This window comes from Haloferula sargassicola (assembly GCF_040362925.1).
GTDB classification, from domain to species: Bacteria; Verrucomicrobiota; Verrucomicrobiia; order Verrucomicrobiales; family Akkermansiaceae; genus Haloferula; species Haloferula sargassicola.
On sequence record NZ_BAABRI010000024.1, the window covers coordinates 1 to 16,429 of the forward strand.

Below are 16,429 nucleotides of genomic sequence, written 5' to 3' on the forward strand. Positions count from 1 at the left end.
TTGCCGGAAGTCTGGGCTGCCGAAAACCGCGCCAAGCATCCCGCCGCCCGCGACCTCAAGCGCGTCGCCTGATCCATCCGACCCTCAGCGTCCACCCCAATCCAACGGCGGTCGCTCGGGGGCTTACAGACGGTTGAGCAGACCATCAGCTTGAGTGGTGACGATTCGGGCATGGCTTACACCTTAACAAAGCCTACCTGAAAACCCGGCAGCAAGAACGGATTGCCGGAGGCGGTTGGATCGAGTGATTTGGCGGTCGAGTTCGGCTTCGAGGTGGTCGATGGCGGTGGTGCGGGCTTCGACTTCGGCGACGATCTGGTGCTGTTCGGCAAGGGGCGGGAAAGGAACGGGAAGCGCCTTCAGCGTGGCTCCGTTGATCTTCGGCATGTTGCCCGCCACTCCGGTTGCGTTCCGCTGGAAATAATTCCGAGCAGGCAGACTATTGAGGTAGATCGCAAGGAGCTTTCTAGTTGCCGGCTCAGCTACGCGGATACGCATCATCAAGTCGGGGTAAACATAGCGGTTCTCAGGCCCTTCGTAGATGGCGGTCGAACCAAGCAGTTCGAGGGAATTCGCCCGCTGAATGAGGACGTCATTGGGTTGCAGCCATGCGTGAGAGTCGGGGTCTACCGGTTCGATTGAAATCTTGACCGTGTTGTCGTTGAGCAACATCCGACAGGATGAAGTCGCACTGAGCTTTAGGACATTCGAACCGTTTCCGGAGCTTCCGCACTGGGGGCTGAATCCGTTACGGGGGCCTTCGGAAATCACTTCAATGAATTTGGGGCACGCCCAACCTTCCGGAAGGGGCGTGCCGAACAGATCGAATTGCTCAGCTTGAGGCGCAGTGTCGGGGTGTTGTTCGCGCCAGGCTTGGGTGAGTTGGCCGGTGACGGCGGCGGCGAGGACGGATTGGCGGTAGCGTTGGAGTTGGGCTTTGGCGTGGCGCAAGGCGGCAACGCCGGAGTCGAGCCGCGAAAAGAGTTCCTCAATCCGCGCCACGATGCGGCGTTGTTCGGGGAGGGGTGGGAGCGGGACTGGGAGCGCGCAGAGCTTGGCGCGATTGATCGATGCAAGATTCGTGGTCTGCTTGCCTTCGCGTTCGAAATAGGCACGGCCGAATTCATTGGCCCAATAGGAGACGAACTTGCTGTCGACTCGATCGGTATCCGGGCGGGCACGGAAAACGTGGTTCTGGTGGCAGCATCCGGGAATCTCGCCATTCCACACCCATCCCCTACCGAGCTTGTCCCTGTCGCCGCCCTCGTTGAAGAGAATGTCCCCGGGTTGGAGCATGTAGTCATCCCGCCGGCTCCTCTCGATCACGACTCGCTTGATTTCGGACAGGTCAAGGTGGCCACGCTGAACGTTCGCGACGCGCAGGTGGGGTACCTCGATAGGGTCTTCGACCTCCCGCGCTTTGTTCAATGTGATGCCTCCTTTCACATCGGCGATCTCACCGAGGGGCACGACAGGCCAGCGGTGTGCCGCCCCTTCAGGGCTCGGATTCGTGGGGGATGCGAGACCCGGGGCGTTGCCCCGGGCTGGTATCTTTCGCCCCTTTGGGGCTGGAGAGGCCTTCGGGGCTCTGGTGGCTGACTGGGTCCGCGGCATCACTTCTGTTTCCTTCCCTCCTCCTTGGCGTCTTGGCGGTTCCCCTTCGTCCCGGTGGCTTTGGTGGCTTTTTTCGCTCGATAGGGCGTAGGGTCCTCGGCGACTTTGCTGGCAGGCTTCGTCTCGGCCTTGGATTTGGAAGCGGAGCCTTTGGCAGCGGATTGGAAGCGGATCTTCAACTCGGCGCCGACGGAGCGGCCGGCGCGGACGAGGGTGGCGATGGTGAGGTTTTCGGAGCCGTTGAGCAGCTTGGTGATGCGGGACGGCGGCACGCCCATCCGCTCGGCGAGTTCGCTGCGGTTGATGCCCTCCCGTTTCATGAACTGGAGAAGTTCCTCGACGGCTTCGAGCTTGCAGAACTCGATCTCGGCCTCCAGGGAGGCCGGCTCCGAGAAGGCTTTGACCAGCGGATCCTCGGGATCGCCCTTGGTGATGATGATTTTCATGGCTCAATCAATCGCAGGATGGTGTCGGGCAGGGCTTTGGCACGGAAGTATTCCCCCTTGAGACGGCGGGCGAGTTGGATGTTGCGGGATTGGGCTTTGCCCTTCAGGCCACCGTTGGTGCAGAGGATGAGTTGCTGTTGATCACCGATCCCGTCGTAGAAGGCATAGAGGCGGATGCCGGGGCGCTTGAATTCGAAGACGCCGTCGCCGAGGTGGCGGAAGGTGAGCTGGTTTTCGTATCGGTCGTAGTTGCTGATGCTCTGGATGCGCTTGCGGACGAACTCGAACTGGTTCCGGTCGTGCTGGAGCAGGTCGAGGAGGAAGTGCCGCGCGAGGTCCCTGCCATCGATGCCCAAGGTGACGACCCGGCGGGCAGCACCAAGATGGACGGTTCGGAGGACGATTTCAACGGGCTTTTTCACTTTTATGTGAAATCGGGAAGACGGCGTTCAGGCGACGAGGACGGTGTTCAATTCCTCGATGATGGGTTTGGGATCGGCTCCGAATGCCTTGCGGGCGACGGCGAGCGGGACGCCTTCCTTGGAATCGACGTTCTGCCAGGCTTCGAGGTAGTCCTCCTGTTCGTCGGTGGGAAAGGCGCCGTTGAGGGCGACGGTATCCCGAATCACCTTCAGCCAGGCGACCTGGCTTTCGGTGAAGCGGGGAGTTTTCAGTTTCAAGTTTTCAGTTTTCAGGGAGGAGTCGGCGGCTCCGCCGGATGCCGAATGCTGCTGTTGGGCAAGCCATGTGTCGAAGCGCTCATTCACAAGTTCGGGGAAGGGCGCGAGCGGTTGGTGCTCGGGATCGACGGTGTGGCGGACGAGGGTGATGAGGTTGGTGAGAACCTTGGCCGGCGGCGTGGCGGGTGTGGTTTTTTCAAGGGCGGCGTAGGCCTGCCAGACCGCTTCGGGAGCAAGATGGTAGGGCGGCTGGGCCAGGGCATCGCGCAGCTCGCGGATAACTTCGTAGGTCAGGGCTCCGGGGCCGGGGCTCTGGTGGTAGAGGATCTGCAAGGCCAGCAGGCGATCGCGGTTTTCCTCAAGAAAGGCCTCGAAGGAATCGATGGTGCGCCGGGGCGAAAGGGCTACGGGTGCTTCGGCTTCGTCCTGGGAGAGGATGTCGATGAGGACCGGCGAGTAGCCACGCAGCGCGAGGATTTTCTCCCGCAGGGACTCGATCGCGAGCGGGGCTAGGATTTCCGCAGGCCGGGGCGAAGGAGCCTCGGGCGTCTCACCGCGGCCGAGGCCGGCGATCTGGTCGGACCACTCGCCCAAGGAGCGGCCGAGTTGTCTTTCGAGCGGGCCGAGTTCGCTCTGGCGCGCGTTTTCGGAAAGTCGACGAAGCCGTACCCGGATCGGTCACGCTCTTCGAGTTCGCCCCCACCCCGTCCGCCATCGCGCCGCCGGTGCTCCGTCCTTCCGCGCGCCCTCGCTGCTCTGCTGTCCGCGTCTCCGAAACCACCAACTGAACACGACCCATCCCATGCTCAAAGTCATCCGCAGCCCCGAGGAACACGCCCAGGCATTGGCACGCCGGGTGGAGTACCTCGAGCGCTACGACTCGCTCAGCGAGCCGGAAAGGGAGGCTTGCGAGGTGCTGGCCGTCCTCATCGAGAAATATGAGAACGATCACCACCGCGTCCTCCCGCCCACCCCCATCGAAGCCATCCGGGAACGGATGGCGGAGATGAACTACAAGAAAAAGGACCTCGGCAAGGTGCTCGGTTCGCCGAGCCGCGTGGCCGAGATCCTGAACGGAACCCGCCAGCTCACGCCGGAGATGATCCGTCGCCTGCGCGATGAATGGCACATCCCCGCCGATAGCCTGCTCGGTCCCGGCCCGAACTCCACGCCCGATCCGCAGTCATCGGCTCCGGGTCGGGCCCCGGAGCGGGACCTTTCCCGCTATCCGGTGAAGCAGATGTTCAAACACGGGTATTTCCCGAAGGCCACCGGCACCTGGCGGGAGTGGTCGAAGCGCGGCGAGGAACTGCTCGCCGGCTTCTTCCGTGGTGTTGCCACGCCAGAGCCGGTGCTGATGCGCCAGATGGCCGGCGCCAAATCGATCGTCTGCCCCTACGCCGTCGAGGCCTGGGGGCAGCGTGTGCGCGTGGTGGCCGGGGAGATGGAGCCGACCCTGCTACCGTGGAATCCACAGGCGGTGACGAACCCTTCCTGCGCTGGCTGGTCGGGCTCGGCTGCCTGAACGAGAACGGCCCGCCGCGGGCGATCGACGCGCTGCGCTCCAAGGGCATCGCGATCGTGATCCTGCCGCGGCTCGACCACACCCACCTCGACGGCGCGGCCTTGCTGATGCCGAACCGTCGACCGGTGATCGCGCTCACCCTGCGTCACAACCGCTGGGACAATTTCCGGTTCGTGCTCTTCCACGAGCTGGGTCATGTGCTGAAGCACCTGGATGGCGATCGCCCGGCGATCTACGACACCGACCTCGATTCGCAGCGGCTGGGTCAGGTCGAGCAGGAGGCGGACGCCTTCGCGCTGGATACCCTGATCCCGCCGGAGGTGTGGGCACGGGTTCGAGGCCTCCGTTTCGCCAACGAGCTGCGCCGCGTGGCGAAGGACGAGAAAATCGGGGTGAGCGTGCTGGCCGGGCGGCTGCGTCGGCAGGCGAACGACTACCGCCTGCACCGGACCCTGGTGGGTCACAACCGCCTCAGGGAAAGCCTGGGGATCGATGAAACCGACTGGCCGAAATGAACACCAGGCCGCGAATGCACGCGAATCGACGCGAATGGAGAATGAACCGCAGATGGACGAAAATGGAGGACGATGGGTTTCCGAGACTTTGGAAGTCACAGGCCGGCGACCGTCCCTGCCGCCGCCGGGCTCCATCCACGATCTACCATCTCCCATCCACGATCCAAGATCTTCACCACCCCCGACATTCGCGATCATTCGCGTCGATTCGCGGTTCCACGATTTCCCCATCCCAAGCGGTGGCCTCCGCGCAGGCGGCCGTTTCGGAGAGGAAAAACCGGACTCCAACCTTGGTCCGCCTGTGGGTGCAGGCCGGGCCGTCGAGGCGGAGTCTTGGCTCAGACCAAACCGTTCATTGACATGAACACTAACAACACAAGCAACCGCAGTCGTCCGGTTGGGAAGAAAGCAGACGACATCCGCAACGCCTGGAATGCCCTTGCTGCCGAAGCCAGCTTCAGCGGCAAGTCCCTGGGCGACCTCGACGCCGCGATCGCCGCCTTCAAGGCGAAGGTCGATGCGCTGGAGGAAGCGAAGAAAGCCGTCAGCGCCGCCGTCCTGGTGAAGAATCAGGGCATGTCGGAGCTGTCGGAGTTCTTCGTGACGGTCACGATGGGAACCGCGAATGGACGCGAATCGGTGGATGGGCTTCGGGAAAGAGGTTGGAAACGACGAAAGGATCGGAATGGACGAAACCTGAACCCGAGCATCGGAGCGCTGGCTTCAGCCGGCGCGAACCCATGCTTCACTCCACGGCCCGCACCTCGTCCGCCTGCAGAAGCCGCTGCAGACCTTCCGCGGTTTGCAGCAACAGCTCCCCGCCATCACCGATTCCTTGCACCACGCCCTCCGTCGGTCCGGATGGCGACTTCAGCCGCACGCGTTTTCCGCTGAGAAAACACCGCTCCCTCAGGCGCGCGACCAGCTCGGGAAAGTCCGCACCGATCTGGCCGGTCCGGCTTTTCAGGCGATCCAAGATCAGGCCGAGCACCTCCGTCACCTCGAACTCCCTCCCCGCCACGATCCTCAGCGAGGTCGCCTCCAGGCCCTCCGGCAGGTCCACCGCATTCACATTCAGCCCGATCCCGATCACCGCGACCTCGCCCACCGCCTCGACCAGGACACCGCAAACCTTTTTCCCGCCTAACAGTACATCGTTCGGCCACTTCACCTCGGCTTCGATCCCGAGTTTCCCGAGAGCCTCCGCCACCGCCAAACCGGTCGCCAACGCCAGCCGCGGCCACATGCCTTTCGGCTCCGACGGACGCAGCGCCACGGAAAAGGTCAACCCCACCCCCGGCTCGCTGAGCCACACGTTTCCCCGCCGCCCCCGACCCGCCGACTGCTTCAACGCCACCAGCACGCGGCCGTGCCCCGGTTGACGCCGCTTCCACTCCTCGTTGGTCGAATCGATCTCATCGACCACCTCGATCCGCCAGCCCTCCGGCGCGCGCCAGTCGCTCATTCGCTGAGCGGCACGAAGTCGAGCCCGAGGTCGAGCGCCTTCACCGAGTGGGTGATCGCGCCGACCGAGATGAAATCCACGCCGGTTTCCGCGATGGCCGCCACCGTTTCCAGATTCACGCCACCGCTGGCTTCCAGCTTGGGAAACGACCGGTCGCCCCGTAGCTCGACCGCCTTCAGCAGCTCGGCGCGGGTCATGTTGTCGAGCAGGATGTGATCGACTCCTTCGAGCGAGAGGAAGCCTTCCACCTGCTCCAGACGATCGGCCTCCAGCTCGACCTCCACGCCCGGCTTCTCGGCCTTCACCTTGCGGATCGCCGCTTGCAGCGAGTCGAGATCGTGTTCGGCCACGAGGTGATTGTCCTTCACCATCACCCGGTCGTAGAGCCCCATGCGATGGTTGGTTCCCCCGCCGGAAACGACGGCCGCTTTTTCCAGCAGCCGCCAGCCGGGCGTGGTCTTGCGGGTATCGAGGATGCGGGTCCGGGTGCCATCGACCGCCTTGACGTAGCGGGCCGTTGCCGTCGCCACGCCGGAGAGTCGTTGGAGGAAATTCAGCGCGGTCCGCTCGGCGGTCAGCACCGAGCGCGCCGGGCCCTGGACCTCGAGCACGTGCGCACCTTGGGTGACGCGGGCTCCGTCGCCGAGCATCGGGCGGACGTCGGTGGCCTCATCGACCTGGCGGAACACCTCCATGGCCAGCTCCACGCCCGCCAGCACTCCGTCCTCGCGGGCGATGATGAACCCACGCACCTGCCGGCCCTCGGGCACGAAATAGGTGGAGGTCACATCGCCTTCGCCAATGTCTTCGGCGAGGGCGGCCTCGATCAACCGCAGGGCGTCTTCGTTCACGGCGGGGAAACTAACCGCTCGCCTCCGCTTGCCAATCACGAAGCAGAGGGCCCGGCCGTCGCGCAGCCGGGCCCATCGATTCAGGCCTTTTCAAACACGATCCGCCCGTCGCGGACATCGCCGCGGATCACGTCGCCCTCGACGAACTTGCCGTCGAGGATTTCGAGCGACAGCTCGTCGAGCAGGTGGCGCTGGATCGCCCGCTTGAGCGGTCGCGCGCCGTAGACCGGGTCATAGCCCTGGTTGCCGAGGAACTCCTTGGCCTGCCCGCTGAGCGCCAGGCCGAGGCCCTGCTTGGCGAGCCGCTGGCGGACGCGCTCGAGCTGCAGGTCGACGATGATCGTCAGTTCGTCGCGCTGCAGGCGGTCGAAGATGATCGTCTCGTCCACCCGGTTCAGGAATTCCGGCCGGAAGTGCCCGCGCAGGGCCTCCATGACCTTGGCTTCGCGCTGCTCGGCGTTCTCCTCATTGAGGATGAACTGCGAGCCGATGTTCGAGGTCATGATCAGCACCGTGTTGCGGAAGTCGACCGTACGCCCCTGACCATCGGTGATGCGGCCGTCGTCCAGCACCTGGAGCAGCACGTTGAAGACATCCGGGTGCGCCTTCTCGATCTCGTCGAAGAGCACCACCGAGTACGGCTTGCGTCGTACATGTTCGGAAAGCTGGCCGCCCTCGTCGTAGCCGATGTAGCCGGGAGGCGCGCCGATCAGCCGGGCCACGCTGTGCTTTTCCATGTACTCGGACATGTCGATGCGGACCATCGCGCCCTCGTCATCGAAGAGGAACTCCGCCAGCGCCTTCGACAGCTCGGTTTTCCCGACACCCGTGGGCCCGAGGAAAAGGAAGGAGCCGATCGGCCGGTTTTCGTCCTGGAGACCGGCGCGGGCCCGCCGGACGGCGTTCGACACGGCGCGGATGGCCGACTTTTGCCCGATCACCCGGTCGCCGAGCCTCGCCTCCATGTGGACGAGCTTTTCCTTCTCGCCCTCCTGCAGCCGCGAGACCGGGATGCCGGTCCACGAGGAAACGACGCCGGCGATGTCCTCCTCCGTGACCTCCTCGGTGAGGATCGCGCCGCCTTTCTGCATCTGCTGCAGTTCGGCCTCGGCGGCATCGAGCCCGCGCTGGGCCTCGGGCAGCGCGCCATAGGTCAGCTCGGACGCGCGGGTCAGGTCGCCCAGCCGCTGGGCCTGCTCGGCCTCGGTCTTGAGCGAGTCGATCTTCGCCTGCTGCTCGCGCACGCGCTCGATGACTTCCTTCTCATTGCGCCAGCGGGCCATCAGGCCGGCCGATTGCTCGCGCAGGTTCGCCTGCTCTTCGACGACCCGTTCGAGGCGCGCTTCGGAGGCCTTGTCGGTCTCCTTTTCCAGCGCCTTCTTTTCCATCTCGAGCTGCATGATCTGGCGCTCGAGCTGGTCGATCTCGGTCGGCATCGAATCGAGCTCGATCTTCAAGCGCGACGCGGCCTCATCGACCAGGTCGACGGCCTTGTCGGGCAGGAAACGATCGGAGATGTAGCGATCGGACAACATCGCCGCCGCCACCAGCGCGCCGTCCTGGATGCGCACGCCGTGGTGGACTTCGTAGCGCTCCTTGAGTCCGCGCAGGATCGCGATGGTGTCCTCGACCGAGGGCTCGCCGACCATCACCGGCTGGAAGCGCCGCTCCAGCGCGGCGTCCTTCTCGATGTGCTTGCGATACTCGTCGAGCGTGGTCGCGCCGATGGTCCGCAGCTCGCCGCGGGCGAGCTGCGGCTTGAGCAGGTTCGAGGCATCCACCGCGCCCTCGCTGGCGCCGGCGCCGACGATGGTGTGCAGCTCGTCGATGAAGAGGACGATCTCCCCTTCCGACGAGGTCACCTCTTTCAAGAACGCCTTCAAGCGGTCCTCGAACTCGCCGCGGTACTTCGCGCCGGCGAGCATCGCGCCGATGTCCATGGCGATGATGCGCTTGTTCTTCATCGAGTCCGGCACGTCGCCGGAAATGATCCGCCGGGCGAGGCCTTCGACGATGGCCGTCTTGCCCACGCCGGGCTCACCAATCAGCACGGGGTTGTTCTTGGTCCGCCGCGACAGCACCTGCAGCACGCGCCGGATCTCGGTATCGCGGCCGATCACCGGGTCGATTTTTCCCTCCCGCGCGCGGGCGGTGAGGTCGGTCCCGTATTTTTCCAGCGTTTGGTATTTCCCCTCCGGATTCTCGTCCGTGACCTTCTGCGCGCCGCGGATGCCTTCCAGGGCCTCGCGGGTCTTCTTTTCATCGAGCCCCGCGTCCTGCATCAGCTTGCCGGCCGCCGCACCGGACTTCATCGCGCCGAGGACGAAGTGTTCGACCGAGAGAAACTCGTCGCCCATGCCCTCGCGGACCTCGTCGGCCGCATCGAGCGTCTGGCGCAGCTCGTAGCTCAGCTGCGGCTGGGCGCTGGCGCCCTGGACCTTCGGTTCCTTGTCGAGCGCGGCGATCACCGAGGCCTTCAGCCGGGTGACATCCGCGCCCGCATTCTGAAGCAGCGGCACCACGATGCCGCCCTCCTGCTGGAGCAGGGCCAACAGCACGTGATTGCTCTTCAGCTCGGGATGAGCGGACTTCGAGGCCAGCCGCTGGGCCGCCTGCAGCGCTTCCTGCAGCTTGGTGGTGATTTTATCGAGTCCCATGGATTTGGAGTGATTGGTGTGAAGTTAAAACCCTCTCGCGGCGACGCGCCATCCGCGTCTTGCGATTTGCTGATCCTTCGATGTCATAGCAACGATCTTATTCAAATTATTTGTGCACTTTGCATGCTAGGTTCGAAACGGTGCATTTTCCCGACCGCGCGGTGCCTGCCCTGATTATCGCCTTTCCACGCTGGCCGACTGGCGTTTTCATCCGCCGCGATGCTCAGGGAACGCCCGATCCGATTTCTCCTTCCGTTTTTCGCCTCCGTCGCCCTCAGCGCCTGTGGTGGCGGTGAGCCCGCGCCGCCGCCGCCGCGCGGACCGGTCGCCCCTGCGCCGCAGGAAACCGTGGCCATCCCGAACATCGCGCCGCCCAAAATCTACGGCGAGAGCGCGATCGTGGTCGATGCCCGCACCGGCAAGGTTCTCTACGCGAAAAACGCCGACATGCCCCGCCCGGTGGCCTCGACCCAGAAGATTGTCACCGCGCTGGTGGCGCTCGATGAAGGACCGCTGAGTGATCCGGTGACCATCACGGTCGATGACACCCGCTGCGAGCCCACCAAGCTCTACCTCCGCCCCGGTGAGACCTACACCCGCGGCTATCTGCTGAAGGCGCTGCTGGTGAAGAGCGGCAATGACATCGCCCGCGCGCTGGCCCGCGACATCGGCGGCTCGCAGGAGGGCTTCGCCATGATGATGAACCGCAAGGCCGCCTCGCTCGGCATGCAGCACTCCCATTTCATCAATCCCAACGGCCTCCCCGCCGAGGGCCAGTATTCCACGGCCCGCGACATCTCGATCGCCGCCCGCCACGCCTACCGCAGCGGCTCGATCCGGTCGTGGGTGAACACCCAAAAATACCAGTTCCAGTATGCGAGCGGCCGCACCAAGATGCTGGAGAACACCAACAAGGTCCTCAAGCGCGTGTCCTACTGCAATGGCATGAAGACCGGCACCACCAACGCCGCCGGCCGCTGCCTGGTCTGCACCGGCGAATACAACGGGCGGGCCGCCATCGTGGTGGTGTTGAAAAGCAACACCCCGCACATCTGGGACGACTCCGAAAGGCTTCTCCGCTGGGCGCTCGAATCGCCCCGCCTGTGACCATGGCCGATCCCGCGCAGGAACTCGCCGACCTCCGGCAGGCGGGCCTGCTGCGCTCCCTGCGTCCGCTCGAGGGGGCCACCGGCGTGCGCATCGTGCGCGACGGCCGCGAGCTGTGGAACTTCGCCTCCAACGACTACCTCGGCCTCGCCGCGCACCCGACGCTGCGGGCCGCCTTTCATGAAGGGCTCGACCGCTGGGGCCACGGGGCCGCCGCCTCGCGCCTGATCACCGGCAGCCTCCCTCCGCACACGGCGCTGGAGGAAACGCTGGCCGCTGCCAAGGGCACCGGCGCCGCCCTCAGCTTCAGCTCCGGCTTCGCCGCCGCCACCGGGATCATCCCCGCCCTGGTGGGAAGAGACGACCACGTGATCCTCGACAAGCTCGCCCACGCCTGCCTGATCGATGGCGCCCGGCTCTCCGGCGCGAGCCTCCGCGTGTTTCCCCACAACGACATCGGCAAGCTCCGCCGCCTGCTCGAAACGATCCGCGGGAAGGACGCCACGGGGCGGATCCTCATCGTCACCGAGTCCGTCTTTTCCATGGATGGCGACCTGTGTCCGCTGCGCGAAATCCTCGACCTCAAGGACGAGTTCGGCGCCCACCTGCTGCTCGACGAAGCCCACGGGCTCGGCGTGCTCGGATCGACCGGAATGGGCCTGGCCGAGGAGCTCGGCGAGCAGGAGCGCGTCGATTTCCACATGGGCACGCTGGGAAAAGCCGCCGGCCTGGCCGGGGCCTATGTCGCCTGCCCTCCGGTTTGGCGCGACCTGCTCGTCAACCGCGCCCGCTCGTTTATCTTCTCCACGGCCCCGCCGCCGGCGCTCGCCCACGCGGCCGTGGCCGCGATCGAGCTGATCCGCTCCGCCGAGGGCCGTTCGCTCCGGCAACGCTTGCGGGAAAACATCGAACTTCTCTCACCGGACGGACGCACCCCGATCCTCCCGCACATCATCGGGGAAAACGAAGCCGCCCTCGCCGCTTCGGCACGGTTGGAAGCGCAGGGTTTCCTGGTTCCCGCGATCCGTTTCCCCACCGTCCCCCGCGGCACCGCGAGGCTGCGGATTTCGCTGTCCGCGGTGCATCCACCGGCGGCCATCCAGGCGCTGGCGGGGCACCTATCGGTCGAGCAGGAAATCAGCTGACCGACCCAGCGAGTTCGCCGATCACCACGTCCTTCGGCGCCCAGGCCGGGAGCGGGACGGTGAAGCGCATCATTTCCCCGGTGAGAGGATGCTTGAGGCGGATCCACCAGGCGTGGAGCTGCATCGGCGGATCGGAGGGATCGAGCGTCTGCTTGCTGCCGCGGGCGCCGCCGGGCAGGTAAACGGGGTCGCCCACGATGGGGTGGCCCTTTTCCCACAGGTGAATGCGGATCTGGTTGGTGCGGCCGGTGTGCGGCTCGATGAGCAGCAGCGCGGTGCCGTCGTCGCAGCGCTCCAGCACCTGCACGTCGGTGCGCGAGGCGAGTCCGTCGTCATCGATTTCCCGCGCGCCGAGTTCGCAGGCCTCGGCGGCGATGCGGGACTCGATGACGAACTGGTCCCCGGCGGGATGGCCGTGGACGCGGGCGAGGTAGCGCTTTTCCACCTCCCCGCGGGAAAACTGGGGCTGCAGGAGCTTGGCGAAATGGCGGGTGCGCGCGCCGATGACGACCCCGGTGGTGTTGGCATCGAGCCGGTGCACCGGGCGCGGAACCTCCGGCTCCCAGGCCTGGCGCATCAGGTAGTCGAGCGTGTTGCGGTTGAAGCGGCCGCTGGCATGCATGGGCAGCGGCGCAGGCTTGTCGATCGCCCACATGGCCTCGTCCTCGTGAATGAGGGTGATCTTCGCGTTCACCGGCGGCTCGATGGTGCCGGGAAGCAGCCGCAGGTACTGCTCGCCTTCCTTGACCACGCGATCGGCGGTGGCCGGTGATTCCTCGGGGGAAATGATGCGTCCGGCCTCGATCAATTCGCTCCAGCCCTCGCGCCCGAAGTGCGGGAAGAGATCGTCGAGCGCGTCGAGCAGCGTTTTTCCCGCCTGCGGGCCGGGCATGCGGATCGGCTTGAGGTTGTCGTACGGCTGGCTGCCGGGCAGCGGATCAGCGACGGCATCCAGCGCGGCCTGGCGCTCGATCATGCAGGCCTGGCGGCGGGCTTCGTCGCTGACGTAGCAGTACGGGCAGGACTCGCCCTCGACGTAGCGCGGATCCTCCGCCTCGGCGGCAGTCAGCGGCGTCTGGCAGGAGAAACAAACCACGGAGCCCGACTCGCGCAGGGCGGGATCGAGGCCCACGCGGTGGTCGAAAACGAAGCACTCGCCCTCGAAGTGATCGCTGCCGACCATCTCGAAGTATTTCAGGATGCCGCCATCGAGCTGGTAGACTTCTTTGAATCCCGCCTGCTGCATGAATGGCGCGGCCTTCTCGCAGCGGATGCCGCCGGTGCAGAAGGTCACCACAGGGGCGTCCTTCATTTCCTCGGGGAGCCTATCGACGGCCTCGGGGAAATCCCGGAAGCGGTCGATGCCTGCCGCGACGGCGCCCTTGAAGGTGCCGAGCTTGATCTCGTAGTCGTTGCGGGTGTCGTAGAGGACCACCGGCTTGCCGGCATCGAGCCACTCCTTGAGTTCCTCCGGCTTGATGCGCGGAGCCGGGCTGTGGACGGGGTCCACGTCATCGACCCCGAAGGCGATGATCTCCTTTTTCAGCCGGACGAGCATGCGGTTGAACGGCTGCTCGTCGCTCTCGCTGTACTTCGGTTGCAGGTGCTCCAGACCGGGGATCGTGCGCAGCTCGTAGACCAGCTCCTCGATCGCGAGGTGCCTGCCGGCGACGAAGAGATTGATGCCCTCCGGAGCGAGCAGGATGGTGCCCTTGAGCTCATGCTCGCGGCAAAACTCCAGCAAATGCTCACGCAGTTCCTTCAGCTCGCGCAGGGGGCCGAAGTGGTAAGCGGAAATGTTGGTCACCCGACGCATCTGAACGAGTTTCGCCAATTCCCCTCCCTTTGCCAAGTTACGGAAAGACACGGGGTGGTTTTTTCCGCCACGCGGGCGCTCGAAGATCGATTTTCCCTTTCACCCCGCAAACGGCGGAGTGGTGGAGCATAGCGGATTCGAACCGCTGACCCCCTGCATGCCATGCAGGTGCTCTACCAACTGAGCTAATGCCCCTTTTTCCTCCTCAAGGACTGGGATCGGACCCGCCGGAGCGGGGTGCGCGGTTGGTAGGAGAATCGCCGGGGGCGCGCAAGAAGTTTTTCGACTGAAAGTGACGCCCCCTCGGCGCTTTCGGGTCCGTCGCTTGACGAATCGGTCCTCGCACGCAGGTTGGCTGTGCCATGCCCCGCTTTCCGGCCCTTTCCCAGCTCGCGCTCGCCCTGTTGCTCTGCCTCGCTCCCACGATTTCCGCGCAGCAGCCCGCACCGAACCCGCCCGCAGCGGAAACGGTGGCCACGGTTGCCGATCCGGGCATCGATCCCGACATTCTGGCGCTGCAGCTCGACCCGATGACCCAGGACGAGATCCGCGCTGAGATCGACGCCTGGATGAAGATTCTGAAAGCCAAGGCGGTCGAGGTGGCCCAGGCGGAAATCGACCTGCGCAGCGCCAGCGAGGAAACCAAGCCGGGCATCCAAGCGCGCCTTTCCGCCCTGCGGAAGGAAAAGGACGCTCTGCTGAAGCGCTTCAACGTGACCCTCGATGCCTACGAGGTGAAGGGCGGCGATCCCAAGACCGACCGCGCCTACGCGGCGGCCGTCGCCGGGATCAAGTCCGACCCCAAAGACGTGCAGTCTTTTTACAATGACACCCGCGAGTGGCTGACTTCCGAGGACGGCGGCATCCACTGGCTGTTCGCGATCCTCCAGTTCGTGGGCATCATGGTGGTGTTCTGGATCCTGGCGAAAGTCATCGCCAAGCTCACCGAGCGCGCGCTGGAGAAAAGTTCCCACCTCACCGGCCTGCTGCGAAAATTCATCCAGACGTGGACCCGCCGGATGATCCTGATCGTCGGCCTCATCGTCGCGCTCGGCACCATCGGCGTGAACGTCGGTGCCGCCCTGGCCCTGATCGGCGGCGGCGCCTTCATTTTGGGTTTCGCCCTGCAGGACAGCCTCAGCAACCTGGCCGCCGGGCTGATGCTGATGTTCAACCGCCCGTTCGATGTCGGCGACGCGGTCGAAATCGCCGGCGTGCTGGGAAAGGTCGACAGCGTGAGCCTGGTCAACACCACCATCCTCACCTTCGACAACCGCAAGACCATCGTGCCCAACAAGCAGGTCTGGGGGCAGGTCATCACCAACATCACCGGCATGACCACCCGCCGCGTCGACATGACTTTCGGCATCGGCTACGACGACGACATGGACCTGGCGGAGGAAATCATCCGTCGCGTGGTCAGCGAGCACCCGCTGGTGCTCAAGGATCCGGAGCCGAACATCAAGCTGCGCGAGCTGGCCGACTCGTCGGTGAACTTCATCTGCTGGCCGTGGTCGAAGACCAGCGACTACCTCACGGTGCTCTCCGACGTCACCAAGCGGGTGAAGGTCGAGTTCGACAAGGCCGGCATTTCGATCCCCTTCCCGCAGCGCGACGTGCACGTCTACCAGGAAGTCCCGCCGCCGGCGGAAACGACCAAGCCGCCCACGCCGGAGGGCTGATCACTGGATGCCGCGCAGCCGTTTCTGCTCGGCGATCCAATCGCGATCCTTCTGTGACAGGCTGGTTTCCCGGGTGCGGGCGCGGTTTCCATCCGGCTCCACCAGGATCAGCGTGCCCTTGCGATAGGACAGCAGCTTGGCGAAAAGATGTCGCCCGCGGGGGTCCGACCAGTCGCGATAGCCCTTCTTTTCCATCTTCTCGCGCCAGTTGGCGTAGGATTCCCTGGCGAGGATCGAAGCCTGCCGCAACTGGCCCCACTTGAACTTGGCTTCGCCCCGGCTGTAGCCGCGATAGCTGCTGATCACCTCGCCGGAGGGCGTGAGCACGACCAAGGTCGGGTGGCCGAGCACCTTGTAGCGCTTCTTGAGCTCCTTCACGAAGGCCGCCTTGGAAGCGGCGTCATTGTCGAGCTTGCTGCCCTCGACCCGCTGGTCGACCTGCAGGCGCACGAAGTTCTCCTGCGCCCATTCCTCGAATTCCTTCTTCGAGAAGAGCTCCTCGCTGAGCATCTTGCAGTTCGGGCTGAACTGGGAGTCGGTGAACCAGATCAGCACCGGCTTGCCCGTCTGCCGCGCCTCCTTGAAAGTGTTGCTGAGGCTTTTCCGCCAGGGTCCCTCGGTCGGCGCGGCGCTGAGCAGGTCGCGCAGCTCCGTCGAGATGTCCTCGGGATCCTCGGCATCCGGATCGGTGAAAACGAGGTCGTCGGCATTGAGCACCACGCCCACGTCGTCCTTCAGGTCTTGCGGCAGCGTGGTCGAGCCGCCCCCGATCGGCTTCCCGCCCCCGCGGAGCGCGGCCGGGATGGCCTCCGGCGAAAACGGGTTCACCTGCGGTTGGGTCGCCGTTTCCGCGGAATCCGTGCCACAGCTGGAGATTCCCGCCGCGGCGCAGGCGATGATGAGCCAGCTCCATCCGTTCATGGCCC

At 65.0% G+C, this 16,429-nt stretch carries 14 protein-coding genes and 1 tRNA gene; 5 read left to right on the forward strand and 10 right to left on the reverse strand.

All coding sequences use genetic code 11. The annotated features are described in order from the left end of the window. Positions 1 to 183 precede the first annotated feature (183 nt). The 4 genes from ABXH26_RS17595 to ABXH26_RS17610 form a co-directional block, all read right to left on the reverse strand. Complete coding sequence (locus tag ABXH26_RS17595; protein ID WP_353568412.1) at positions 184 to 1,470, reverse strand: restriction endonuclease subunit S; 1,287 nt, start codon at positions 1,468 to 1,470, stop codon at positions 184 to 186. A 143-nt stretch (positions 1,471 to 1,613) separates the two neighbouring features. After that, entirely contained in the window at positions 1,614 to 2,060 is a 447-nt protein-coding gene (locus ABXH26_RS17600) for a helix-turn-helix transcriptional regulator (protein WP_353568413.1), read from the reverse strand. Further along, entirely contained in the window at positions 2,057 to 2,482 is a 426-nt protein-coding gene (locus ABXH26_RS17605) for a hypothetical protein (protein ID WP_353568414.1), read from the reverse strand. The genes ABXH26_RS17600 and ABXH26_RS17605 overlap by 4 nt, the downstream gene beginning before the upstream one ends. Before the next feature lie 27 nt (positions 2,483 to 2,509). Next, positions 2,510 to 3,334, reverse strand: coding sequence for a type I restriction-modification enzyme R subunit C-terminal domain-containing protein (locus ABXH26_RS17610; protein ID WP_353568415.1), 825 nt, complete (start codon positions 3,332 to 3,334; stop codon positions 2,510 to 2,512). Between the two features lie 208 nt (positions 3,335 to 3,542). Between ABXH26_RS17610 and ABXH26_RS17615 the strand changes: the two genes are divergently transcribed. Continuing rightward, positions 3,543 to 4,265 (forward strand): helix-turn-helix domain-containing protein, encoded by a 723-nt coding sequence (locus ABXH26_RS17615; RefSeq protein ID WP_353568416.1) that lies wholly within the window; start codon positions 3,543 to 3,545, stop codon positions 4,263 to 4,265. Continuing rightward, on the forward strand, positions 4,205 to 4,780 hold the full coding sequence (locus ABXH26_RS17620; RefSeq protein ID WP_353568417.1) for an ImmA/IrrE family metallo-endopeptidase: 576 nt from the start codon (positions 4,205 to 4,207) through the stop codon (positions 4,778 to 4,780). Before ABXH26_RS17615 ends, ABXH26_RS17620 begins: the two co-directional genes overlap by 61 nt. Positions 4,781 to 5,525: 745 nt before the next feature. On the opposite strand, the gene ABXH26_RS17625 is transcribed toward ABXH26_RS17620, so the two are convergent. From ABXH26_RS17625 to clpB, 3 genes are all read right to left on the reverse strand, one after another. Beyond that, complete coding sequence (locus ABXH26_RS17625) at positions 5,526 to 6,245, reverse strand: biotin--[acetyl-CoA-carboxylase] ligase (RefSeq protein WP_353568418.1); 720 nt, start codon at positions 6,243 to 6,245, stop codon at positions 5,526 to 5,528. Then, a complete protein-coding gene (gene nadC / locus ABXH26_RS17630; RefSeq protein ID WP_353568419.1) occupies positions 6,242 to 7,096 on the reverse strand; it encodes a carboxylating nicotinate-nucleotide diphosphorylase in 855 nt (284 codons plus the stop codon). The genes ABXH26_RS17625 and nadC overlap by 4 nt, the downstream gene beginning before the upstream one ends. An 80-nt stretch (positions 7,097 to 7,176) precedes the next feature. Next, positions 7,177 to 9,753: an ATP-dependent chaperone ClpB gene (gene clpB, locus ABXH26_RS17635; RefSeq protein ID WP_353568420.1), complete on the reverse strand. Its 2,577-nt coding sequence runs from the start codon at positions 9,751 to 9,753 to the stop codon at positions 7,177 to 7,179. A 219-nt stretch (positions 9,754 to 9,972) separates the two neighbouring features. Between clpB and ABXH26_RS17640 the strand changes: the two genes are divergently transcribed. Both ABXH26_RS17640 and ABXH26_RS17645 read left to right on the forward strand, forming a co-directional pair. Continuing rightward, on the forward strand, positions 9,973 to 10,860 hold the full coding sequence (locus ABXH26_RS17640; RefSeq protein ID WP_353568421.1) for a D-alanyl-D-alanine carboxypeptidase family protein: 888 nt from the start codon (positions 9,973 to 9,975) through the stop codon (positions 10,858 to 10,860). 2 nt (positions 10,861 to 10,862) lie between these two features. Then, complete coding sequence (locus ABXH26_RS17645; protein WP_353568422.1) at positions 10,863 to 12,005, forward strand: aminotransferase class I/II-fold pyridoxal phosphate-dependent enzyme; 1,143 nt, start codon at positions 10,863 to 10,865, stop codon at positions 12,003 to 12,005. Here ABXH26_RS17645 and ABXH26_RS17650 read toward each other — a convergent pair. Beyond that, the gene (locus ABXH26_RS17650; RefSeq protein ID WP_353568423.1) at positions 11,998 to 13,821 is read right to left on the reverse strand and encodes a sulfurtransferase; all 1,824 of its coding nucleotides are present in this window, start codon (positions 13,819 to 13,821) and stop codon (positions 11,998 to 12,000) included. The genes ABXH26_RS17645 and ABXH26_RS17650 overlap by 8 nt on opposite strands. 119 nt (positions 13,822 to 13,940) lie before the next feature. Then, positions 13,941 to 14,016, reverse strand: a tRNA-Ala gene (locus tag ABXH26_RS17655). Positions 14,017 to 14,183: 167 nt separating this feature from the next. Between ABXH26_RS17655 and ABXH26_RS17660 the strand changes: the two genes are divergently transcribed. After that, on the forward strand, positions 14,184 to 15,503 hold the full coding sequence (locus ABXH26_RS17660; protein WP_353568424.1) for a mechanosensitive ion channel family protein: 1,320 nt from the start codon (positions 14,184 to 14,186) through the stop codon (positions 15,501 to 15,503). Here the strand turns inward: ABXH26_RS17660 and ABXH26_RS17665 are convergent, their stop codons facing one another. Continuing rightward, on the reverse strand, positions 15,504 to 16,424 hold the full coding sequence (locus ABXH26_RS17665) for a thioredoxin family protein (RefSeq protein WP_353568425.1): 921 nt from the start codon (positions 16,422 to 16,424) through the stop codon (positions 15,504 to 15,506). Positions 16,425 to 16,429 lie beyond the last annotated feature (5 nt).